Source organism: Arthrobacter sp. 01T414, from assembly GCF_056398965.1.
In genome coordinates this window covers 46,300-70,155 of the sequence record NZ_JBFTQK010000008.1, presented here as the reverse complement: position 1 = coordinate 70,155, position 23,856 = coordinate 46,300, and the positions used below count along the sequence as shown (strand labels likewise).

The 23,856-nt window shown below is 60.6% G+C and carries 14 protein-coding genes and 1 pseudogene; 6 read left to right on the top strand and 9 right to left on the bottom strand.

Translation table 11 applies throughout. From position 1 onward, the window contains the following. Positions 1-109: 109 nt before the first annotated feature. Positions 110-754, top strand: a complete 645-nt coding sequence (locus AC1DK9_RS16370) for an HNH endonuclease (RefSeq protein ID WP_476916605.1) — start codon at positions 110-112, stop codon at positions 752-754. A 202-nt stretch (positions 755-956) separates the two neighbouring features. Here the strand turns inward: AC1DK9_RS16370 and AC1DK9_RS16365 are convergent, their stop codons facing one another. Continuing rightward, on the bottom strand, positions 957-1,895 hold the full coding sequence (locus tag AC1DK9_RS16365; protein ID WP_476916604.1) for a LysR substrate-binding domain-containing protein: 939 nt from the start codon (positions 1,893-1,895) through the stop codon (positions 957-959). 252 nt (positions 1,896-2,147) lie between these two features. Here AC1DK9_RS16365 and AC1DK9_RS16360 point away from each other — a divergent pair, with 252 nt between their 5' ends. Both AC1DK9_RS16360 and AC1DK9_RS16355 read left to right on the top strand, forming a co-directional pair. Further along, positions 2,148-3,266, top strand: a complete 1,119-nt coding sequence (locus tag AC1DK9_RS16360; RefSeq protein ID WP_476916603.1) for a PrpF domain-containing protein — start codon at positions 2,148-2,150, stop codon at positions 3,264-3,266. Between the two features lie 12 nt (positions 3,267-3,278). Further along, on the top strand, positions 3,279-4,754 hold the full coding sequence (locus tag AC1DK9_RS16355) for an SLC13 family permease (protein ID WP_476916602.1): 1,476 nt from the start codon (positions 3,279-3,281) through the stop codon (positions 4,752-4,754). Between the two features lie 123 nt (positions 4,755-4,877). Here AC1DK9_RS16355 and AC1DK9_RS16350 read toward each other — a convergent pair whose 3' ends face one another. Further along, positions 4,878-6,167, bottom strand: a complete 1,290-nt coding sequence (locus AC1DK9_RS16350) for a hypothetical protein (RefSeq protein WP_476916601.1) — start codon at positions 6,165-6,167, stop codon at positions 4,878-4,880. Positions 6,168-6,401: 234 nt separating this feature from the next. Between AC1DK9_RS16350 and AC1DK9_RS16345 the strand changes: the two genes are divergently transcribed. Then, positions 6,402-6,629, top strand: coding sequence for a hypothetical protein (locus AC1DK9_RS16345; protein WP_476916600.1), 228 nt, complete (start codon positions 6,402-6,404; stop codon positions 6,627-6,629). A gap of 348 nt (positions 6,630-6,977) precedes the next feature. On the opposite strand, the gene AC1DK9_RS16340 is transcribed toward AC1DK9_RS16345, so the two are convergent. After that, on the bottom strand, positions 6,978-7,745 hold the full coding sequence (locus tag AC1DK9_RS16340; RefSeq protein WP_476916599.1) for a hypothetical protein: 768 nt from the start codon (positions 7,743-7,745) through the stop codon (positions 6,978-6,980). A 198-nt stretch (positions 7,746-7,943) separates the two neighbouring features. Next, positions 7,944-8,402, bottom strand: a complete 459-nt coding sequence (locus tag AC1DK9_RS16335) for an HNH endonuclease (protein WP_476916598.1) — start codon at positions 8,400-8,402, stop codon at positions 7,944-7,946. An 868-nt stretch (positions 8,403-9,270) separates the two neighbouring features. Here AC1DK9_RS16335 and AC1DK9_RS16330 point away from each other — a divergent pair. Both AC1DK9_RS16330 and AC1DK9_RS16325 read left to right on the top strand, forming a co-directional pair. Then, a pseudogene (locus AC1DK9_RS16330) lies at positions 9,271-10,026 on the top strand (DEAD/DEAH box helicase); the annotation flags it as partial. A gap of 933 nt (positions 10,027-10,959) precedes the next feature. After that, entirely contained in the window at positions 10,960-12,237 is a 1,278-nt protein-coding gene (locus tag AC1DK9_RS16325) for an RNA polymerase sigma factor (protein WP_476916622.1), read from the top strand. 36 nt (positions 12,238-12,273) lie between these two features. Here the strand turns inward: AC1DK9_RS16325 and AC1DK9_RS16320 are convergent, their stop codons facing one another. The 5 genes from AC1DK9_RS16320 to AC1DK9_RS16300 all read right to left on the bottom strand — a co-directional run bounded on the left by AC1DK9_RS16320 (position 12,274) and on the right by AC1DK9_RS16300 (position 23,771). Further along, positions 12,274-12,684 carry a very short patch repair endonuclease gene (locus AC1DK9_RS16320; protein ID WP_476916597.1) on the bottom strand — a complete coding sequence of 137 codons (411 nt, stop codon included), beginning with the start codon at positions 12,682-12,684 and terminating at the stop codon, positions 12,274-12,276. Between the two features lie 112 nt (positions 12,685-12,796). Beyond that, a complete protein-coding gene (locus AC1DK9_RS16315; protein ID WP_476916596.1) occupies positions 12,797-14,167 on the bottom strand; it encodes a DNA cytosine methyltransferase in 1,371 nt (456 codons plus the stop codon). 123 nt (positions 14,168-14,290) lie between these two features. Further along, the gene (locus tag AC1DK9_RS16310; RefSeq protein ID WP_476916595.1) at positions 14,291-19,870 is read right to left on the bottom strand and encodes an ATP-binding protein; all 5,580 of its coding nucleotides are present in this window, start codon (positions 19,868-19,870) and stop codon (positions 14,291-14,293) included. A gap of 5 nt (positions 19,871-19,875) precedes the next feature. After that, the gene (locus AC1DK9_RS16305; RefSeq protein ID WP_476916594.1) at positions 19,876-21,303 is read right to left on the bottom strand and encodes a hypothetical protein; all 1,428 of its coding nucleotides are present in this window, start codon (positions 21,301-21,303) and stop codon (positions 19,876-19,878) included. After that, entirely contained in the window at positions 21,303-23,771 is a 2,469-nt protein-coding gene (locus AC1DK9_RS16300; RefSeq protein ID WP_476916593.1) for a hypothetical protein, read from the bottom strand. The genes AC1DK9_RS16305 and AC1DK9_RS16300 overlap by 1 nt, the downstream gene beginning before the upstream one ends. Positions 23,772-23,856 lie beyond the last annotated feature (85 nt).

Here is a 23,856-nt window from a genome sequence, read left to right as displayed (position 1 = left end):
GGTACCTTGCTGATCCTCGCACCGTCGCGGCGGGCTTGTTAGGGACTACGGACCCTGAACGGCAGGAGCTTCCAAGGGCTTCAAGGGCAGCCCGGACAGTTTGTCTGTTATGAGCGATACGATCTGTTGCAGTGGCCGCAGAGCAGCACGGCTGGAGCTCATTTGGGGGAATGAACCGATGGTGGAACTGAAGCGCATCTACTGGAGCCGGCAGGTTCTGCGCGTCACCTATGCGGCTGTCGTTGTGTGGATGGCCTTCTCCGTGGTCCTGGCGCTGATGCCGAAGGGGAAAGCCGCCGGAGGGAACGGCGCCTCAACCGTCAGCGGGGTCCTTCGCGGCTTTGTTGACAGCGTCCTGGCTGCGGTCGCTCTCCCGGGGCTGTTCATCGTTGTACTGATCGTTGTTGCAATCGTCATCCGCGCCCGCCATGTCCGACGCCGGGACCCAGTCAGACGATTTAGTCGTCAGCAGCGCAGGGAGGGTATGGAACGGGCGGGCGGCCAGTGTGAGATGGAGGCCCGCCGCGGGCGCCGATGCTCGCGGCCCGCTGAGCACGGAGATCACTTCTTCCCGTGGTCCAAGGGCGGATCCACTAACCTGCAGAACTTCGTCGCCGCCTGCGCGAGATGCAATCGGGCCAAAGGCGCGAGGATCCCGTCGCCCGGTAGACAGGCGCGGATAGAAGGACGACGGCGGGAGTACGTTGCGCCGGCCGGTCCCGTCAGCGTCGGCGCACGTCGGCCGCTGTCGTGAGCGTCGCGGGGCGAGAAGGGAGTGCCCCCCCCGGCGACGACGCGCGGGCCAGGGCCTGGGTGGAGAAGGCGTTCGAGCATGTGGCCGGGTTGCCGCCCAAGGCGCCGAAAGCGCCGAGGTCGGGCGCCGGGAGAAAGTAGCCGCCGCCGACTGCGCAGGTCTTCACCACCGCAGGCCGCCGCCCGTCGTCGTCAGCTAGTCCCTACAGGTAGTCGCCGGCCCGTTCGCGGGCGATTTCCAGCAGCGTGGAGTGGAAGGCGACCTCCGCCGGGGCGTAGACCTTGTCCTGGCGCTGGGCCAGGAGCACGCGCCGCAGCGGGGCGTCCGGGCCGAGGCTGATGACCCGGACATCCGGGTGCTGCAGGGCCACCGCGGTCTTGGGCACCATGGCCACGCCCATGCCGACGCTCACCATCGCCTGCGCTTCCTGGTAGTCGTTGGCGAGGAAGCCGATGGTCGGTTCGAAGCCCGCCTCGTGGGCGGAGCGCTGCAGGACCTCGACGACGGGGTGTGCCTCGGCGCGGACGATCCATGATTCCTTGCGGAGCTCCTCCATCCGGATCTCGTCGCGGTCGGCGAGCGGGTGGCTGCGCGAGACCAGCAGGACGGTGCTCTCTTGGAACACCTCCGTGATCCGGATGGAATCGTCCTGGAACCGGTTCCACGGGTAATCCCACAACAGGCACAGCCCGGTTACCCCGGACTGCAGATCACTGACCAGGTCATCGAAGCGCGCGCTGCGCAGGGACAGGCCGATGGCCGGGTACCGCTTCTTGAATGCGCGGATGACCAGTGGCAGGAAGGACCCGGCGAGCGTGGGGAAGGTCCCGACGGTCAGCGAGCCGCGCTTGAGGCCGGCGATCTGGTCCAGGTCGGACTGGGCCGCGCGCATCTGCCCGATGATCTTGCGCGCGTGGCCGGCGAGGACCTGCCCTGCCTCGGTGGGCACCACGCCGCGGGAGCGGCGGTTGAGGAGCGGCTGGCCGACTTCCTGCTCGAGTTTCCGCAGTTGCTGCGAAACCGCCGACGGCGTGTACATCATCAGCTCGGCCGCGGCGGTGATCGATCCCTGCTCCACCACCTCCACCAGCAGGGCGAGGCGCCGGATGTCGAACAATTCTTGATCAGGATCGTTAAGCAACGCTTTACCCTTCTGTTGAATCCGTTAATTCTATACATCCACCGCCCGGTTCGCGGCAGGAAGCCGGTGGTTTCCGACGGCGGCGCCGCCTGAGGCGGGTACCTACGGACCGGTGCGATAGTGAATTAAGCATCGCTACACTCCCTTGCAGATATCCAACCTTGTCTTCATTTGTGATCTGGATCAATCTCGAATCAAGCCCTTGAACACCATTGAGGCAGATCGAAGCAGAACCGAAGCAAGGAACAGACCATGAAGATCGAAGCGGAGTGGATGCGCGGAGGCACCAGCAAATGTTGGGTCTTCGAAACCGGCCAGCTGGATGAAACCGGGACCAGCCCGGACGTCCTGCTGCCCCGGCTGTTCGGCAGCCCCGACCACCGGCAGATCGACGGGGTGGGCGGCGCCACCTCCACCACCAGCAAGGCGATGATCCTGCACCGCCCCGCCGACGCCGGCGTCGACGTCGAATTCACCTTCGCCCAGGTGGGCATCGAAGAGGCCGCCGTGGACTGGGGCAGCAACTGCGGCAACTGCTCGGCAGTGGTTGGCCTGTACGCCATCGAAAAGGGCTGGGTGGTCCCCACCGGAGACATCACCCGGATCGTCACCCGGAACACCAACACCGGCCAGGTCATCATCCAGCGGGTGTCGACGCCGTCCGGCGCCCTACCGATCGTCCCGCAGGCCCAGATGCCCGGCGTTCCGTTCCCCGGCTACCGGGTGGGGCTCGGCTTCCTGGACCCGGCCGGCAAGACCACCGGCAGGCTGCTTCCCACGGGATCAGCCTCGGACACCATCGTCGCCGGCGGAACCCGCTGGACTGTCTCCATGGTCGACGCCGGAGCGCCGGTCGTCGTGCTGCGCGCCGAGGACCTGGGCCTTGACCCGGAGCGCTACGCCGGCTGGCCCGCCGGGCTGGAACTGCAGCTGGACACCCTGGAGCACATCCGGCGCCAGGCAGCGGTGCGGATGGGTCTCGCGCCGGCTCCCGGCGAAGCCGCCCGCGCCGTCCCCAAGGTCGCCGTCGTGGCCGCCCCGGCGCGCTCCGACGCCGAGTCTGACGTCGCCGTCGTCATGCTTTCGATGGGCAAGCCGCACCCGGCCCTCGCCATCACCGGCAGCATCGCCCTGACCCTCGCGGCCCGCACCCCGGGCACACTGCTGGGCGACATCACCGGCGGCACCGCCGGCCCCACCCTGCGGCTGCGCACCCCGGCCGGGGTCATCGAAACCTGGATCGAGGAACGGGACGGGTCGCTGCTGGTCGGCGTCGACCGCACCGCCCGCACCATCGCCACCACCACCATCCACCTTCCCGAGGCCCTCGGCACCGCCGTCGACGCCGCCTTTGCCAGCGCTACTCAATGAGGAGACAGCATCATGACTAACATCGCAGAAAAGCCTGCAGAACAGCCCACGGAACAGACTGCCGTACAGGCCGCCCCCGGCGGCACGCGCGTCGAGCCTTCCCGGCGTCCCGACCGCCGCCGCCRTGTCCTGCTGGTGGCGGTAGCCGCCCTTACTATGCTGGGTCTGGCGGCCCTCCTGTTTGGAGGTGTCCTCTTTAACCCCGCGGCCGCCTCTGAATCGGAGCCGACCATGACCGCCACCCAGATCATTCCGCTCGTCATCCTTGTGGTGATGTTCGTCGTCGCCACAAAATGGCCGCTGAACATCGGCGTCATGGGGCTGGTGGCGTCCTTCGGCGTCGGCTACTTCATCCTGGGCATGAGCGACAAGGAAATCCTGGCGGACTTCCCGGCCAGCATCGTGCTGACGATCATCGGCGTAACGTACTTCTTCAGCATGGCCCAGCGGAACGGGTCCATCGACATCATCGTCCAGACCTGCGTGCGGCTGGTCCGCGGCAAGACCATGCTGCTCCCCTGGGTGTTCTTCCTGCTGGCGGCGGCGCTGACGGCGCTGGGCACCTTCTCGCCCGCGGCGGTGGCGCTGCTGGCCCCGGCGGCCCTGGGCCTGGCCTACGAGTCGCGCATCCACCCGGTGCTGATGGGCGCCTTCGTCATCAACGGGGCCCACGCGGGCGGCTTCTCCCCGCTGTCCGTGGCCGGCGTGCTGGTGCACGACATCGCGCTGAAGAACGGCTTCCCCGTCTCGCAGGGTTCGCTTTTCCTGGCGAGCTTCGCGCTGAACTTCATCCTTTCCGCCCTGACCATCGTGCTGTTCGCCCTGCTGGGCAAGCTGCGTGACAAGCACGGCAACGAGTACACCGGCCTGGACACCGTCCGCACCGGCCGCCCCGGAGGCCAGCAGATCTTCACCCTGTTCTTGATCGCCGCGATCCTGGTGTGCACCTTGGGCTTCCACATGCCGATCGGCTTCGTGGCCCTCTCCGCCGGCCTGCTGCTGGCGTTCGTCAACATCAAGGAACACAAGACGTTCATCGGGGGCGTGTCCTGGTCCACAGTGCTGCTGGTGGCCGGCATGATCACCTACGTCTCCCTGCTGCAGCACGTGGGCGTCATCGACACCCTCGCCGAGATGGCCCTGGCCCTGGGAGCGCCGTTGCTGATCGCCCTGGTCCTCTGCTACGTCATCGGCGTAGGCTCCGCCTTCGCATCGTCGACGGCGCTGCTCACCGCGTTCATCCCGATGGCCGGCCCGCTGCTGGCTACCAGCTCGCTGAGCGCCTCCGGCACCGTTGCGGCCCTCGCCATCGCGGCCACCGTGGTGGATGTCTCGCCCTTCTCGACCGACGGCGCCCTGGTGGTGGCCAACGCCCGCGACAACGACCGCCAGCGCGTCTACCGCCAGCTCATGATGTACGCCGGAGGTGTGGTCCTGGTGGCTCCCGCACTGGCCTGGGTTCTGCTGGTGCCGACCGGGTTTATGTAGGGGGCCTTCTAACGCACCAAAGGCAGGGCGGCTCTTTCGGCCGCCCTGCCTTTGGTGCGTTATGGCGCCCATCCGTTTCACACGCCTCTGGGCGGGCAGTAAGGAAGCACGGGAACGACGCGGCTACCGAGTGGGCGCCGCATCTCCGATGACCCCAGATTCGATTTCCTTATCTGTGGTCTCTGCCGGCACCCGCCGACGCTCCTCTATTCCTTGAGCTACCTGCAGGATTGTGTCTTCGACTGTTCCGCCGATCGCCTTGGGAACTGAAGCCACCCCCTCGGCAACGGCAACAGCGGCACCCGCCACTGCGCCGGTCGCCTTCTGACCCAGACGCATCACCGATTCATGCCACTGGGTGCGCTTGACGGCGCTGGCTTCGGGCATGCCAAAGTTTGAGCTGAAGATCCGCAGCAACCGCTGCAACTCCTCGGCGGAGGTGTAAAGCCTGCCCATTTCCAAGGGGTTCGTGATGCGAGTCAACGCGTCAACATCCACAACCGCCGACACGGCGTCGGAGAGATTTTGGATTGCTGCCGTGGTGCTAGCCAATCGCCGCTCCCGCGACTTGGCGATGTGACGGGCGTGGGCAGTAGAATCCGATCCGTCATGCGAGCTGCGGACGGCCTCCAGGGAGTCCATTCGAACCATATTGGTGAGGGCCACGGCCGCGATGACCAGCCAGTGTTTCAATTCGCCTTTGGCTGCCGCCTCGGCGCGACTCACCCGCTTGCTGAAATTCTTGACGGCCAGCCCGTCTGCAATGGTGTCGAGGTGGTTGAGGGCGACGGCGTGCGCCTGGGCAAGTGCGGCCGCCTGTCCCGACACTTGGTCCCAAAGGGCATCGTTGAGGCGGCCGGTCTCCTCGAAATACCCAAACGCCTTGTCCAGGACATGTGTTGTGCCCTGCACGTTCCCAAGGGCTTCATCACGGTTGTCCCGGACGATTGTGTCCAGTTTCGCGTCAACAGCCTGCACGAGGGTATCGAGTTCCTTGAGGGCCACGCGGATCGCCAGAGTTGCGGCCATCATCTGCACGTTCGCGGCAGCGGCCGGGTTGACCGGCGAGGAGCTCACCAGTTCGATAATGGTGTCGATCCTGCCATCGGACTGGCGTAGCACACCGCTGACGATCCCGAGCTTTTCCTCGGTGGACCCGACGAGTTCCAAGAATCGCGCGTAGGATTCGGGAGTCATGTGGAAGGAGTTGCCCGGGACATTAGCCGACATGGCAAGCGCAGCTGCCCCAGCCAGGCCGGCAAGCAGATCCGCTACCCCTGAACCTAGGTTCGCGCGGGCCTCTTCTTTGACGTCAAGCTTGCGGAACAGCTCGGCAATTGCTGTCGGGTCGCCCGCCACTAAGGCATTTCTGCCCTCGACGTATAGGGAGAGTTCACGGTCGGTATCGGTCATCCCAACATCTTCACACACGCCGGTCCTGGCAGGGCGGCACTTCGGGGTCCCCGAGAATCTGTGTTGCCGAGCAATGTCAACTCTCGCCCATGCAGGGCCAAAGAAAGTTTTCAGCGAGAAGTCCTTCGGGGGATGCACGCAGAAGCAACCATTCCACGAGTTAGCTCAGTTCCCCGAGCCCGATCTCACGCGGTGCTAGTCTCGGGACAAACCAAACGAAGTATGGAGATAACGGTGGCAGGAACAGCCGACAAAGTGGCAGACGCGATCAAGGCCGGCGGCGCGACGGCGAAACAAGCTGCYGCCAAAGTGCATGATGTAGCCACCGACCCTGTCGTGCAGGAGAAGGCCCGGAAGCTCGCCGAGATTGGCGAAAAGGTCTACCGCGCGGCCAACAGCCCGGAGGCGAAGAAGGCTTACCGTCAGGTCGCAGCCTTCGTGAAGAAGACACGCAAGAGGTAAGGCTTTCCGGCCGACGCTTCGGTATCCCAGAATCTGTGTGACCCACCAATGTTAGCCCTCCCACAATGCAGGGGCGTCTACGTGGCAACCCGATTGATTTTGAACAGCGAGCTGGATGGGTTCACCTGTATCTGGGACATGCGGTCCGCAAGAATATGGCCGAAGCGCATGGTGCCGAAGTCCTCAGGCCAGGCGTTCGAGGCACTAATGCATCCAGAATCACCGGTTCAGACATCAGCGGTGAAAATCTGTTTACTTGCCACCGGTCAATCCGCCCGGCCTCACGAAGGCGACAGGTTCACCTTCGTCTGGCGAGAGTAGCCGTTCCGGGAATTCTTCGTGAACGGGCTATCGGGGGCAGACCTGCGCCATACCCAACGGGCGCGCCCGAAGGCCCCCAGCCAAGCTCAGCCACTCCTGATCGCTTCGTGTCCGATCCGCGACTTCGATCATGGGGTCGAGAATAGATTCAGGAACCGGCGACGCCCCAAGATCCTCGGCGACGTCAGCAAGGATCGCATCCGCGACTCGAGGGCTTAGCTCCGCGGAACCCGCGGCGTGGAATACCGAATATCGGAAGGCATCCGCGTGCATGCCCCTGCGGACACTGACGGTGCACTCGCCGAGACTCGTTTCGAGTTCCATCGACGCCAGCGAGCGGCCTTCACCTAGCCTGAAATTACTTATCCCGACGGCCGGACTGTCACCCAGGTTCGTGCACGAAGCCCAAATCCGATTCAGGATCGCCTGCCGCCGTATCGAGTCAAACGCTTTGCCCACCTCGCTGGCTTCAATGTCTCTTCCTTCAGTCTCGACGCTGGCTCCCGAGAATCGAATTAGTGGATGGCTTCGATGCTCGATTGCGTAGTGGACTGAGGTTCGTGACAGCTCGAAATGATAAAATTCGCCTCCCGCGGCCAGCTGGCCAATGAGTGCGCTATCCAAGTACAGCCGTTCATTTTTCAACTCACCGACGACTCCGGAGTCCTCCAGAAGGTCGAGGCACCAATCGTAAAACTTCTGCTCATCTGGCCTGATGAACTGCTGGCAGTCCTCCACCGTCAGGGCTGTCGGCGCTAAGCTCCGAAACGAGCCCTCAGCGGCGGGGAACGTCATCACATTCCTGGGCCCAGGATATTCGCCGCCGACGGCGCGTCGTGCCTCTGATTCTTTTCGACCCTCTGGCATGTGACGATCCTATTGCAGCGTGCCAGCCGTAATGCAAAGGCTCGCGGGCGAGCCCTCGAAGCTTCCACACAGTTGGTCCGCTGCGATCTCCCCCTGATGCTCACACCTTCGGAGAGGAAGCGAATTTCACAACGAAGCGTTAGCGCCGAACTCAGCGTGATGCAGAGCCAAAATGCCCGCGATCTTGGGCTTTTTCGGTACCTTTAGCTCTACTCCGGCAAGTTCGACATAGGCCGGTACGTGCAGGAGGTGCGGAGACACTTCAACGCGCCATGTGCTGGGATTTACGGACAAAAGTTTTCTGTCGAATAGTGCATGGAGATCCCGCCGCAGGAGCAGGCCCGAGTTGAAGTCATGCAAGCCATGTTCGGCATATTGAACGAGATGGGCGGCCTCAAGGCCCGCGTGAAAGCTTGGACCAGACATTGCACAGTTCTCGCCGTACATTTCCAACAACTTTGCTCGAAAACCCGCTTGACCGACGCGAGCCCTGATCGTAGCTTGAACAAACCCGCCGGGCAACACAAGTTCCGTTCCGGTGTCGGCCAGCTGACGAACGCCACTGCCTAGGGAAACTTCATCCAACGCTTCAACGAATTCGTTCCAGTTCAGATAACGAAGGCTCAGCTGTTCTTTGGGGTTTCTACAGACAGACCGTAGGACGCTCCCAGGCAAGAGCCCCCGAAGGTCAAGCCAGTTTCCGGCATGATTGGACCGGTAGGCCGTCACCTCTTTAGTCGTCTGCTCTGGCTCGTCAAATTGATGAAAACATGTATTGCAACGCCACTTGGGGGACCTTGTGGACCGCGCTTTAAAAGTCTGACCGCGGCAGTTTGGGCAGTGGAAATAGACGTTAACGACCTCCTCTTCGTGGATTGAGTCGATCTTCGAGGCTCCCAGTACGACTGACTTGTTCCACAGGACTACCAAGTCCCCGGCTTTCAGCAATTTGTGTCGAGGAACCGTCGAGTCCCAAGAGTAGTGTTCCGCCGGAAGGTCGTCGTAACCTCCATTTCCGCCATGAACACGGTTCTCACCAGCCGCTAAGATTAGCCAGGCTGTCACAGGACGACGTTCCGCAGCAGTGCGTATGCAAGGAGACCGAATGTTCGTACGTCATTTCCTGTGGTCATTGGTTTCACTCTTTCTGCTTTGAGCCGCAATGTGGTGGATCGGTCCTAATCTAATCGTGTTCCTACAATTTCTCGTTATTGCTCTCACCTACAAATCAGGTTGTGCCCGCCGAGACCTCTTTTCCAGTGTCGCGAGGCCAGGACTTTCCGCCGGAGAAGGCGCCTCGTCGGACTTCATGGGCCGCTGATATCATCTTGTTCACTTAAGCCCCTGAGAGTGGCGTGACACTTCAGGCACTCGTAGACCGGTGTGCCAAAATGTCGCTTTTGCCAGCTAGGCTCATGAGAAAGCACAGCATAAGGGAAAATCTGGGGACGCAATGGGGCAAAATTTCATAAGTAGGGTCGTGTCCCGGCTCATATCGCATAGGCGAACAGGTGCAGGTGACCACCTAGGGCAGGTAGCGCTTGGCCAGACGCGGCAGGCGGGCTCGGAGACGCCATCGTTCGTTATCGCCAAAGTGGGTGCGCCCGTTCCCGCGCATTCCGGCTCTTCCGACGCCGTCCTGACTCATGACCTCCCTGGAATTGCCACGGAGGAACAGGACTACGCACCAACGCCAGCTGTGGCCGGCGGCGCTCAACTTGCACACGTCAGTCCGGCACTCCATCAAGCAATTCCTGAGGAGACGAAGCGGACAATCCCTGAGCCACTGAATCCGACAATGACGTCCAACGTGGAACCTCTCCAACGGAGTGTGCCCGCGGTTATTGATCCACTGAAATACCCCGACGTCCATCCCTGGCAAGCAGACGCCCTCGACGCATGGCACAAGAATGGGCGCCGTGGAATGGTAGAAACACTTACTGGCGCCGGGAAGATCGGACTTGGATTACTCGCCACGGTGGAAGCCCTTCGCCAAGGCGTTAGAGTCCTTTTTCTCGTTCCTAGGTCGCAGCTTCAAACTCAGTGGCTTGAGGAGCTCAAGCTGCACCTTCCCACCGTCCGGACCGGCGCCCCCGGAACCGACAGCCTCGGGTCGGCCGCCAACGTCGACGTGCTTGTGGCCTCCGCTACCTCATCTGACCTCGAACAGAACGTCAGGAGCCACAAGGCGGGATTGGTCATCGTCGACGAATGCGACCTTTGGGTTGTCCCGGCGTGGTTGGCAGCGGAACCTGAAAATGAATGCGGGTGGCGTCTGGGGCTGACGGATCTCTGCGACGAGCCGTACTCCTCAAATCAGGAGTATGCGGACCAGTTCTTCGGCCGCATCGCATATTCGCTCCGGTGCGACCGGGCGTTGAAGGACGGCCCCATAGCCCCATTCGAAGTTACCCTTCTGGGCGTAGACCTTGCACCCGGAGAACTACGGAAGTACTGCGAGCTCTCGGAAGACATGAACGAGGCCGCGCGCTACCTCGAGCAATACGCGAATGTCCCAGAGCGTCCTTTTCAAGAGTTCATCGTCCAAGTGGCCGCACTCGCCGGGGAATCCGAACTAAGACCGGTTACAGTCCTGGCCCGAAAATACATGAATTTCAGGTCCTCTCGCCTCTCACTTCTGACCGGAGCGAAGACCAAACGTCAGGCAATCGCGACTCTGAACGATTTTGTCTCCGCCCCGACGGTGGAAGGCGCTGGCTCAGCTCCCGCGAAGCTGGGAATCGTTTGGCCAGCGAGCGGCACTCCCAAGCAAGTGGTTCAGCTACTCGAACGCCTGATCCCGAGAAAGCCCGGAACCCACCAGGCACACCTCTTCGTCGTTTACGCCAAGGGGACGGTCGAGGACCCCCATCTCGCTGGTGACCAGTTCCTTCATCTCCTCCTCCCCCATGCGCAGCGAGTAAACCACGTAGACGTTGGAACCGATGCGGGCTCCCTAGAGAAGCTTCTCAACCTCCCATTTATGCCCGCGGTCAAGACCGACGACCGGCCAGAGGGAAATGGTTCAGCCAAAGGTGAAGACCCGACTGCGGCAGCAGGTCCCAGCCATCCAGACCGCGCCAACACGAGTGGCGAATGGGAAGGCAGCCCGATTGGCCCCAGCACCGGCCCGAGCTCCGAAATGTCCCTTGAGGAGAGGAAGGCGGCGACCAGCGCTAAGCGCGCCGCCACGCGCGCAGCCAAAAGGGCCGCATCCCAAAAGGGCGGCGACACCGTCGCCAACCATGAGCCCAAGAAGCGTGGGCCCAAGCCCGGCGCCAAAGCCGCGGCGGAGGCCGCAGGCAAAGCCGCAACCGGTGACGACGAAGTAGACGACGATGTCGAGGTTGACCTCGACGACGCCATCGTGGATGCCGTTGAGATCGGCGATGACGGCGAGGAGGTGCCCGGCAAGACGGCAGCAGCCGCCACCGGCTCCGGCTTCGTCTACTCCGACGCCGACGACGACGACGCGCCCGTCCAGCAGGTCATGTCCGCCGGCGCCACCGCCGACCCCGTCAAGGACTACCTGAAGCAGATCGGCAAGGTCGCCCTGCTGAACGCCGAGCAGGAAGTCGACCTTGCCCTGCGTATCGAGGCTGGCCTCTTTGCGGAGGAAAAGATCGCCGCTGACGACGGGTCCATGGATCCGAAGCTCAAGCGCGAACTCGAATTCGTCATCCACGACGGCAAGCGCGCCAAGAACCACCTGCTCGAGGCCAACCTTCGCCTCGTCGTCTCGCTGGCCAGGCACTACACGGGCCGTGGCATGCTCTTCCTGGACCTCATCCAGGAAGGCAACCTGGGCCTGATCCGTGCGGTCGAGAAGTTCGACTACACCAAGGGCTTCAAGTTCTCCACCTACGCCACGTGGTGGATCCGCCAGGCCATCACCCGCGCCATGGCCGACCAGGCCCGCACCATCCGCATCCCGGTGCACATGGTGGAAGTCATCAACAAGCTGGCCCGCGTGCAGCGCCAGATGCTCCAGGACCTCGGCCGCGAACCTACTCCGGAAGAGCTGGCGCTCGAACTGGACATGACGCCCGAAAAGGTCGTCGAGGTCCAAAAGAACGGCCGCGAGCCCCTCTCGCTTGACGTGGAGATCCCTGACGGAACGGGGGAAATGCAACCTTTAGGGCATCTGATCGAAGACACCGACGCGGTCTTGACCCAAGACGCCGTGAACTTCACCCTGCTACAGGAACAGCTGCACTCGGTTCTGGACACCCTCTCCGAGCGCGAGGCAGGCGTCGTAGCGATGCGCTTCGGACTGTCCGACGGACAGCCGAAGACTCTGGAGGAAATCGGCAAGGTCTACGGCGTCACGCGCGAGCGGATCCGCCAGATCGAATCCAAGACCATGGCCAAGCTGCGGCACCCCACACGGTCGCAACTTCTGCTTGGCTACCTCGATTGAACCGATTTCCCCGCCCCAGTCCGCGTCGGATCTGGCTCAGTGATCAAGGAACTCTCTAACGTCAACAACGAAATTTGTCTTTGCGGACACTTCGCACTCCCAAACATCGAGATATGTCCAGCCCATTTCCGTCAGCCTCAACCTCTGGGCGGAATCTCGCTCCTGGTTGCGGCGCCGTTTGTCCGCCCAGAACTCCGTGTTCGTCTTGGGCAGACGGCTGCCTACGGGGCAGTTGTGCCCATGCCAAAAGCATCCATTGACAAAGATGACTTTTCTCCGGCCGGCGAACACCAAGTCGGGCTTACCCGGTAAAGCACCGTCGTGAATACGATACCTGTATCCCAGCGCATGCAGAGCACGCCGGAGCAGCAACTCCGGCTTGGTGTTCTTGGACCGGATCTTAGCCATATGGGCGCTGCGCTGCCCCGAGGTCATGAAATCCGCCATTGACATATTTTATCGATACGGCTCCTCGACGTCGCCGTAGCCGCCCTGCCCTACACCCCGTCGTGGAGCCCGGAGCGAAACTTCCAAGTACGGGCTAGTGCTGCCCGCCCAATCAGACCGACAAGAGGGATCTCATCTTTCTTCCCACTGCCAGGGCTAGCCAGGGCGAGACTGCATTCCCGACCTGCGAGTATTGCGGGACCTCGAAGCGGCGCCGGTCTGAGCCGGTGGTTTCCTTGCCCAAAAATTCGAAATGGTCGGGAAATCCCTGAAACCTGGCCATCTCTCGAACAGTAAAAATTCTCGGTTCGATCGGATGTACGTAATCATCGGGGAGAGTAACCACAGTTCTGGCAGGTTCCCCCCAACGCAGTACCTTTTGGGAGTGTTTCTTGGTCGCCAACCCGTGTGCGACTTGGACGAGCTCGTCCAGAGAATCGGCAAGACAGACACCATCCGGAGCTATGGCAGGCACTGGGGCGTGCAAAAGACGATGCTTCAATAGAAGCTTCGAATCGTCCTCCGGGAGCCTTGCGGCGTGACTCAGAAGTCGTTGGTCGAGGCCGTTCTGTGAAAGGTACTGGTAGAAACGGAACCGTTGCGTCGTGCGCTCGCCGTGCCGGCGACGAACATGGTTCCGGATCTCTGCAGCCGCCGTCGCGCGCCCTGGCCAAAAATCTTTCGAAAGCGACCGCACGTAGGCGGCAGAGTGAGCGTCGGTGTCGGCTGCTCTCCTCGTCGTAAGATCACCCACAGCGTGGCCCACGGACTCCATCTCAGTCATCAACTTGGTCGGACGTGGCGCCAAAGCCGGAATGTCACCTTCGATCTGGTCGATGAAAGTGGAACGCCAGGTTTCGCCTGTCGTAGTCACTCCGTGTTCGGCCGCGACGTCCGCTCTCAGGGCGATGATCATCAGCCGCGGCCGGTGCTGTGGAGCACCGTAGTGAACGGCGTTGACGTGCACACCCTGAACGACATATCCATCGCCCGTCTCGGCGAGGGCTTGCTGCAACTGGCGGAAGGAGGATTCCTCTCCACGCGCAAAGCTCCTATCCATCCCGACCACGTTTTCAATGACAACCGCTCGTGGGCCAGTCGCCTCAACGAACTTCAGGTATTGCCACGGAAGCTCGTTCCGGATATCAGAAGGATTACGCCGACCGGCGAGGGAAAAGCCCTGGCATGGGGGCCCACCGACGACGAGGTCCAGGCCGTTAGCGCGGATCTCCTCCATCGCGGCAGTGTTGTCGAGCAGGACGCCGAGCTCACGCACCAGAAGCCTCGACGCTATCTGGTTGCTTTCGTCGGACGCAACATACCGCTCCCACTGCACGGCATCCGAAGCATCCCTGATGAGGTTGTGACAGAAGGTACGGGCAGCCATGTCGGACTTCTCGACAGCGAGCACCAGCTGGCCGCCAGCTCGCTCGATGCCCAGGGACAGCCCCCCGCAGCCGGAAAACAGGTCAACGTATTTCATAAGGCTCCTATTCTCCCTCACCTAAGCACATGCCACCGACATCCCGCCCTTGCCTCAGGGACGGGGCGCGAAGCGGGGGCTCGATGCCTGGCACCGAACCCCCACATGAGCACTACACGAGTCCTACGACCCGTTAGAGGCGCCGTCCGCTCTGTCGCTAAGCAACTTGAAGAAGGGCACTTCCTCGATGAACTTCCCTGGAAAATTCAACGAACTGTACAGAGCATGGTGAACCTTCTGGCTGGAGATCTTGCTCGCTATATCTGCGGTGATATTCGGCAGGCCTAACGCCTGCAGTTCCTTCAAGGCGACCGAAGGCACCTTGTGGAGGAACCAGGTCAGTAGCGGCTGCCCGTAATTGCGCCCATCCTTTTTGAAATGGTCTAGGTACTGCGAAGCGAGAATAACACCGAAGCCAAATTCGCGGCCCTGCAACATCAGGTTCATGAGCACCGGGAAGTTGTACTTCATGATGTTGACCGCTTCATCCACAAGCAGGAAGGAGTTGAGTCTCCTCAGCTGTGGCGAGCTACCTACAAATGGCCACTTGGTGGCGTTGAGCATGTAGTCGTAATACAGATTGAGGAACATGACGACTAGTGCGTTTTTCCCGTTATCGTCCGTGCCGAAATCATTGAGGGCTACAATGACGACTTTGTCTTCCATCATTTCTTCAAACGACATCATCTCCTTCGGATCGTCGCTGAAGATCTCGCCAAGGATAAAGGGCTTGAGGATGGACGTTACGGCGTCAGGTTTTTGGCCGTCGCTGTACTCTGCCAGGACTTCGGCCAGCGTAGGCGCCTCACCGTGCTTCTCCTTGTAGAGGTTGACGATGGAGGTGACGAGACGATCCGTCTGGACGGGCCCGATATTGCCATAGATCTTGTCCAAGACATCGGCAAATTGCTGGGCACGCTGGTACGCGGCCAGAGGCGAATAACCGTCGCGGAGGGAGAAGATATTTATCGGGATCCGGTAAGGCTTCAGCACCCTTCCCCCAACTGCCTCAAGGAAATCAGTCGATTGGAAGTCCCGTTTGTAGTCGAATACAAGCATCGACAGCGGTGTCTCCTGATTGGACTTGCTTCCTTCCCGGAGCTGATAAACAAGGGCTTTCAGGAGCTGGGTCTTCCCGGTGCCAAGGTCGCCGACGACACCGATATTCATCTGGTTCAGCTCGGTGTTGCTCGGCCAGTAGTCTGCCGTGGCCGCCCCTAAGGTCCCAAGAACCCTGCCTACGCCGAACCGGACGCCGTCACCCCGAATTCCGCCGACGAACGGAGTGTCGTCAGGGAGGTAGTGTCGTCCCTCTTTTTGGGGGCTGGGCACGGCTACAGGCATCTGGGAAGGCTCTTCATTGGTTTCCTCTGCCGCGAGGTCGCCAGTTTCTGGTTCTCTTACCTCCTTGGGGTCAGGCTGGGCCTCAGTTGTCCCCGCAACGACGTCCGGCTTCTGGCCCTGCGAGTGCTCCGGGTCGTTTTCTTCCTCGGGTTCTTCCTCGGAGGGGGCTGGAGCGGGAAGCTCGATCGGGTTGCCAAGCGCCCATTGAACGAGGTCATCCCATTCGCGAACCAATGCGCTTTCGGGATCCGCGACTGCTTCGAAGGCGTGGCCCGCGTTTGCGGCAAGAAGGCCGAAACCGGAGCCCGGTGATGCTCCGTCCATTTCGGAAGTGTGCACCACTCGGAAGCTCTCTCCCTCGGAGGTAGTAGCTTCATGCTTGAAATAGCAAACCAAAGGCTGGCCGGTTCGGACTTGGAGCTTTCCATTGACAAGATCTTCAAGCTGCCGCGCCAAAGCCTCAGGTTCTGCGCTGCCACCGGGCCGCAAACGAATCGCCGCCTCAACGAGCGCAGCCAGCCCATTGGACCAGAGTGCCTTGTCCGCCTCCGAGCCACTTGTGCCAATGGCGCACGAACTTTCCGCCACGCTGAGCAACAGCTCCTGGGTCGCACGGAGCTGCTCAAGCGGCTCATTCATGGCCGCGTCGCTGGGGCCCGGGAGGTTGCCGTTAGTGTCGTCGGAGCCCAACCCGTAGAACTTGATCTCCACGGGCGATAACGTGACTCCTTCCTCGTTCATCCGAACGATCAGGAGGTCGGCACGGCGCATTTGCGCGGCATGGTTTTTTCCGCCAGCGAGGGCCCTCAGGAAATTATCGCAGGCATCGATGGGCAAAACGTATGTGTTATCGGACTGGTCATCGAGGCGATTCATGAGGGCGAATGCCAGGTAGAAGCCAAGCGCACCTGACGCGTGCGTTCCACCCATGGATAGCAGCGACGACAGCCCCACCCCGCGGGCGCCCAGCTGCCCAAGTAGATCGTCCAGCGTCTCCTCGGATACGTTCCCACCTTGAGCCTTGGCGAGCATCTTCTTAATCTGTGCCCGGAAGCTCCCAGGAACCCTCGCAACTGACACGAAGGGGCGCCGCTCCAAAAGAGGAATATCTGCCGACGACTCAAGGAAGGGCGGTCGCCACTCCCAAAGCATCTGGCTACCGCCGCTCGAGTGCTGGACAATTTCCGCCATTGCACTGGGATTCATCAACGCTTCGCCCGACACTGTCCAGTCCGCAGAATCGTTAACCAAGTTGGCTTTGAAAAGCTTTGAGATGATCTGGGGACTGCTTGCCGCCCCCTCTATGAGGCGAAGGGCCCTCGAAAGGGGCTCCCACCCTGTTTCAGGGCGAAATGTGGGATGTGATGCCGAGGATGATTTCGAGCCGCCATTGCCTGTCACTGACTCGAACCGGCGCAGCGGCGCGTCACCCAGTACGCCAAGGTTTCTTCCTTGGCCTGACTGAACCTCAACGTGGACGCCGGCGTCTTGGAGGATGCGGACGTTGCACCGCTTCATGCCGGCGCTATCCGGAGCATATCGCGACCAAGTCAGCGGGATCCCTTCATTGGAGCGCACTAAGCGCGCCATTTTTTCTCGGGGAGGCTCACCCGAACGTCGATTCGAGTCCCAGATTCTGGCCCCTCCGATCAACGGAACTTCGGGTCTCCCGGTCCAGGTCTCAATTTCTTTCAGTACGGCGTCATCGACTTCGTGGAGGCGGGTCGATTCTGTCGACGCAGATAAGTCGATTGTTAGTGTTGAAACATGGGGGTTCATCTGGCGATAACTGCGCAATGCAGCGGCAACCGCGGTCGCGTTCAGTCCACTGGCAGCGCTTCCTGGCGCAGGCCGATCGCCAATCCGGTCTGGCGCGTCCAAAGGCTCCGGGCCCTCGATAGACGCCCGTACTAGCATTGTCCAGCCGAGGAACAACTGATCGTCACCAGTTTCCATTGGAACGGCGAGCATCCGGCCACTCGACATTTCCTTTGGTCCGAGAAGGGGGAAATTCCAGCCCTCAACCGTCCCCGCAAGGTCCTTTGCCCATTCCGATTCCCATAGGACAGATTCGACACCCGCCAACCAAGCCAATCGCACTGGGTGCAGGGGGCTGAGAAGGACCGCGGAGCATTTAGCAGCCGGCTCAGTGGCCCAAACGCTGATGCTGAAAGGATAGGCGGCCCAGAAAACTCCAGCAGGATCGCCGTTTCGACGAGCTTTCTCAACGAGGTCGGCATAAGCCGTAAGGTACCGTTCCAATTGCCCATCGCGGTTTTCCCAAAGGCGTCGCCAGGAGGTCTTTGAGGGCCATTCGACGTACATAGCACCGTCGGCATCGCGGGTTTGCATGGCGCCTAGGAGGTCCAATTCCTTGAAAGCGCCACGGAATTCTTCTGCTTCAGCCGAATATAGGATGTCATCCGGAACTCTGAAGTCAGTGACATTGGCCCAAGTTTCGGCCATGGTTCTGTTCATAAGGAGGCCCCCGAAGGCATCCACTTCTTCGAGAGGGACCGTTCGGTCCGAAGGCATTACGACGTGTCCCATGCAGGTGTTCCACGCATTGTCGAGCAGGTTTTCAGCAAGAAGCGACTCGTACAGGCCGCGAACGGATTGGAGAACTGCCAAGTCTGGTCGTTCTTTGGCTACTCGGTCCCTATTCACAGCTGCAACAATGGGCGATTGCGGGGACTCTCGGCTTTCGGCGGCGCGAATCTCAAACGTTGTGTCACCCACAACAATGCTCGCCAGACTCACCGGGGTTGCATCGACGGCGAATATGCGGGTCCGACCGTTGAGCGGCCCTATCTCTGTTCCTTCGTAGAGCGGAACAGCCCCATCATCAGTTGTCCAGACGATATATCGGTATTGTGACGCCCTTCCATCCAGCGTGATCCCGAAGGTCCCACCGCCGGGATCGGAGCCCATGTACTTGGGCTTTCCGGCTGCGCCCTTCGCCTTCAGCGGCAGGTAAAACAACCCCACAGCGTCGTGCGGCGCCAAAAGCAAATCAAATGACAAAGTCGTATTTACACGACCGGAAAAGACGTCTCCAGCGGGCACCTTGAGCGCTAAAGTTACCGGCCTGGAAGGAGATACTTTACCGTCTCGCCAGATTTGTCCGACGGCCCAGAGGGCACCGGAATCGTCCAGCTGAAGGCTGCCGGACCAATCCGTCTTTGCCGCCTTGGTTGTCAAACTGAGGTCCGTCGATTCAAGTTCGCCCAGCGACGGCGCGCCCGCTATGGGAACCCTGACACGGATTTCTTCCGACCAAATCCCACGTGACTCTTCGTCGGGGTCGGCGCCAGCGACCGCGACCGAACCGGAATCACTCTGCCCGATCGCGGTGAGTGGCCTGCCGGCGCCGTCAGTGACCACGAAGCGAGCCTTTGTCAGGTCCTCACCCAGAGGCTCGACGAAATCGCGATCCGTCAGGGAGCTGAGTGCCTCGGTAACATCAGACCCGTCCGGTGAGTAATTCGCTAGGGCTACTGCTTGATTATCGTCGGCTGCCATCTGACGATCGATCCCAGACCAGTCGATGTCCTCCACCGCATGGCGCCCCACGTCGCCGCCGGCGAGCTGGCCCAAGGACTTCGCGGTTGCTTTGATCGTGGCCTCATCCGCCCAGTATGCCTGCAACGCTTCCACGAACTTCTTCGGCGAATACTTCGTTGGGCCAGATCCATGCGGCCGGGGCAGCCGGAAAGCGGCATAGGTGTAGCAATCGAAAACATCATCTATCGACAACTCGGGCGCCACCAACTTCGCAGTGCGGATCTTCTCCACCAAGCGAGTAAGTCCGATGCCCACGTGCCTACACCAGTAGGTGTTCCAACTTTCCGTCCCCTGGCGCAACTCCTTATGCACGCCCGCCAATAGGCTTAGGCATTCCGCGAGCCTGAGGCTCGCCAACTTCGGATCCCAACCAATCACGTTGTTGATTTCGGTTGCGTCTGCCACTTCCGCGATTGCTGCTTCCGCGACGGACTGCAAGGAAACCTCTTGAGTGGCGCCCTCAGGAAAATTCTGGCCCAGAACTTCGCGGAATGCCTGTACGAAAGAGGCCAGGTCGGGGTGCTTGCCCACGACCACCGCAAGTCGGTCGCCCTGGCGATATTTGATGGCGTTATGTGCGGACACCCTTATGCAATGTTCATCTTCGTCGCTCTCTGCGCCAGCCGACACCAGAATCGCGTACGGAGGGACAGCGGGCCGAAGCTCGTTCGCACGCCGGACAAGTGCGGCCGCGGTCGCATCATCAATACCTTCGGGCAGGTACGCTGCGGTGAGCGTGTCCAAAGACGACAGGCAGCGCCCTAATACCGAACCAAACAATTCCAAGTCCACCATGTCTCCTAGAACGCACTTTCGATGATGACGCCGCGATCGGCATCGGCGCTGCCCCGCGCCAGTCCAGCCTTCTCGAGCAGCTGAATCAGGTCGCCGGCCTCGGGTCTCAGACCGAGTTCCTGGAGACTCAGCATCAGGGTGGCCACATCCGAGGTCTTCCCGGGTCCGTCACAGGAGAGGCTCGCAACAACGGCCATCCACTCTGTCCCCGGTTGTACGGTTAGAAAGCGACCGCTTGACCGTAGGAGTCCGTAGTAGTCGGCGAAAGGGCCACTTGCGTCGCGCGTCAGCAACGCATATTTGACCGCTTCCCACGTATTAGCCGCCGACCGTTCCCCGCTGCCGAGAGCGACGGTTAGGGACCCCTTGACATCCTCATCCTTCGACATTTGAGCCAGCGCGGTAACAAAATCCATCTGAGCTGCCTGATGCGACTCAAGCCACTCCTCCAGGATCTTCCGGATCCTTGAGCCCCGATGCACGCGCCAGGAGAGCAGAGGAGCTACATCCCTAACAGCAACCGACGAACGACTCGATTTCCAGGGAAGGATCTCCGGTACCTGCTCCCTGACCTCACTCCAGTTGCCCGGTTTGCCGCTCAGGATCCGACGAGCCAGAGTTTCGTACCAGGCAGCTTCCCAAAGGAAGCCTTGTCCGAGGGCGAGGCGCAGTACGGTGGTGGCCCAATCAACCCATACCCTGGCCGGAAGCGCATTGACCCATTCGTCGCTCGTCAGTTTCTGCCATGCCCTTGCGAACCAGGAGAATGGGGTGCCCTCGTACAGGCCCGTCCGGTCAGGTTCCGTGGCATTGGTCCTGTCCCCGTCATCTCCCTCAAGTCGTTCCGGATATCCCGCATCGAGGAGCGCTACCTTTGTCGCATTATTGATGGCAGACAACAGGGGGTCTATTTCACAGCGTCTGTTCGCTGCGTTGAGCCAGAGCCGAGCAGCTGATGTTCTTTCGTCGTCCGCTGTGAGGCCAAGCCGGAAGAGGGCTTCAAGAATGCCCCCCAGATCCGGCGGGTTCTTCGTCCTTTGGAAACCGCGCATATCTTGGAGCAGTGCAAAAGCAGGCGTAATGGGGCTGGCGGCTTGGCTCTTGCTCTTCTCAGCCTGAACTCCCGCAACACTATTCAGTACTGCTGCAGCCATGTCGATCTCGTATTTTGCGTTTGTTGCAAGTCCTTGAACAGCAAGCTGTTGACCGTAATCCGCCAACTTCTGGGCCTGCGGAGCCGTAGCCCTGATCTTCAGGGTCGCCGTGCCGGAGGTTTCGGACCTGAACATATAGCCCAATGGAACACCGTTTTCGGATATTTCCTTCGAACGATGGTCGTGAACCATCCATGCTAGTGATGATATGAACGCTTCCGGCACAGACACATATTGGGGCCGGTTCAATGGAAGAAGGATGTGTGTCGCAGCGACCATTAGTAACCTCCAGTCACGTTCATGCTGTAGTCCGAATTACCCACGACAACACGGTAGTTGGCCTGATTCAATTGAGCAGGAATTAGTCGGGCCGCTCTGAATCTCTCCAGACGGGGGGACGTCACGTCTGTCATTTCGGTAACTCCGGCGTGTTCGTGCCCGCAAGCCAAGGCCTCCCTGACCAGCGGAAAGTCCAGAGGCATGCGGGAGATCTCCTTGCCCTGCTCGCTCAGGATTAGGAACAGAGCTTCAGAGTCCCTGAACGTCTTCATTTCGACGTCGCCGGTCTTGAGTGCAAGCTTTGGCTCGGATTGCACACCAACAATCGGATCAGTCCGGCTCGCTAGAATCGGAATCAACGATGCAGATTCGATATCCCCCGGCCTGCGCTTCGGACGCAGTAGGGTACGAAGGCCGAATCCCAACTCGTCGGGGAGGTTCGGACTGAGGTACCAGGCTTGAGTCCATGCAGCGACCTGAGGTCTGAAGGCGGGGATCCCATTGGCAAGGGCGTACAGGCGTCCGAGATATCCCCCGTACCAGGAAATAAAAGCGTAGCGATCTTTATCTCTGATTTTGGTGCTTTGCATGGCATCGACAAACGCCTGGTCCACGGTTCTATCGAACTCTGTTAAGACCTCGCAGAAAGGATCCGGCGAATTTAGGTCCTCCTCCAGACTCTTGAGGTCCTCCTCCAGACTTTCGAGCGGTGAACCGTTCGTCACGGGACCAGCGAAAGAGTCGGCCAAGGGTGTCGCCCAGCCGGAATCCCAGGTTCGATCGTAGCGCCCTGGAATAGCGTCTCTCATTGGGTCCACGAAATGTGTCAGCTTCGTGATCGGATTACCCAGTGGATCGAAGCTCTCGGAACCGGGATTCCTACCACCAAAGATGGCCTGGGAGAAGCGCAAGCCTGCGAGCAACTGAAGGTCCTTGAAACGCAATACCGGGTCGCCGTTGTTTGGCTGGAGCCGAGTAATGAGGCCGCGGAGGTCGTCTCTGGCAACCTGATCCGGCGCGTCCCCGAGGACGCAACGGGTGACTGTTCCCCACATCTCGCGGAACGTCATGCGCTGTCCGGAGCTGAGCTCGGCCCCACGCACCACGGTCATGATTCCAGCGCGAACACGGCTCGAGCGAAGGGACTCAATATTCGCTCTAATCGGATCCACCAAGTCTTCTGTACCGTCGTTAAAGTCGCCGGTCGAGACGTAGTCGATGACATGGCTGAATAGAGCGCCAGCGGGCGTAATCATGTCCATAGAAGTCCGCTTCGCAAAGTCCGCGATTTGATATGGTTCAGCCGCGAAAAGGGTGCCGTCTTCTTTGCTCGACGTGATGATTACCTTTGGGCGCCGTTCAAGCAGCGAGCAGACGTCAACGTACACGACTAATACGCTAGCTACGATGTTGGGACCATCAAAAAGGTGGCCGGCTCGCAGATAGGGCTCATCGCAGTCGGTTTGGACATTCCAGTTCGATTCCCCTTGTGCATGCCCTGCCAACCAGCTCAGGAGCGCTTGCCCCGGAGAGAAGTCGAATGTTGGTGTGGCATTGATCGAAGCTGCTTCTTCAACGAGAATGCCACGATTGACGCACGCCACAAAATGCATACCCGCACGGACAGACGCGTCAATTTCCTTGGTAAGCGGATTCCTCCGGTGCCCAGTGCTTCCAATCGTGGCGTCGTTGATGAGTAGAAGCTCCCTTCTCCCGGCGTTATATCGATAGCTCCGGTGAGCCAGTCCATCTTCGGGGGCCTCAATCGGGTCCAGCCCGGCGACGATATCAGCTGTGGCATGGGATTTCCCGGCCCCCGGGCCTCCCACGAGGAAAAGAAAGCGGGGAAGCGAGTCGCCGGTTAGACCGCTCTTAAACCAGGCGCAAGCTTCCTCGACCCCAGCTGGCCGAGGCGCTGTCGGCAGGGGACTGCCATCGTCGGTCGTCGGTTTCGCAGCGACATCACTTCCGCCAGTTGTCCGATCCCACAACTCCCCCAGTGCATGCCAGTAGGCGCTCTCTTCGGCGTTCACAAACTCCCCCTCATTGCGTGGCTCAAAGGTACCACCGGACGCTCGGCTGGACTTAGGGACTGCAGTCGGCGTTGGATCATCACGGGTTGAGGCTTCGGAACTCGCCAAGTCGTCGTCGGGATCGGAACCTTCCGCTAAAGGAAACTCGTCAAGCCTCTGAAGTAGCCGGACTTGCAGGGCCGCCTGAAAGTGGGGACGTGGCTTGTACCCAGATATGTATTTTCGACCCAACCCGTCCAAGACGGCGCTCAAGTTGCAGAACTTGAACTCGATAGAGGCGTGCGTCCTCTTCACGTACTCCTGTAGCTTCAGGTTGTTTTGACGCTTGTTGTAGCTCGTACCTGCAATTTCGTCCTTCAACATCCCCAAATAGCTGTCTATGAGAGCGTCGAGCTCGTCATCAGACCATTGGAGCGAGCGTGTTTGGTTAGGCATTCGATCAGAATACGGTTCAGACGAGAATGCAGAGGCCGCGACACTCGCCTCCGAGGCTCGCGTCCATCGCAGGCATTCGATGGCC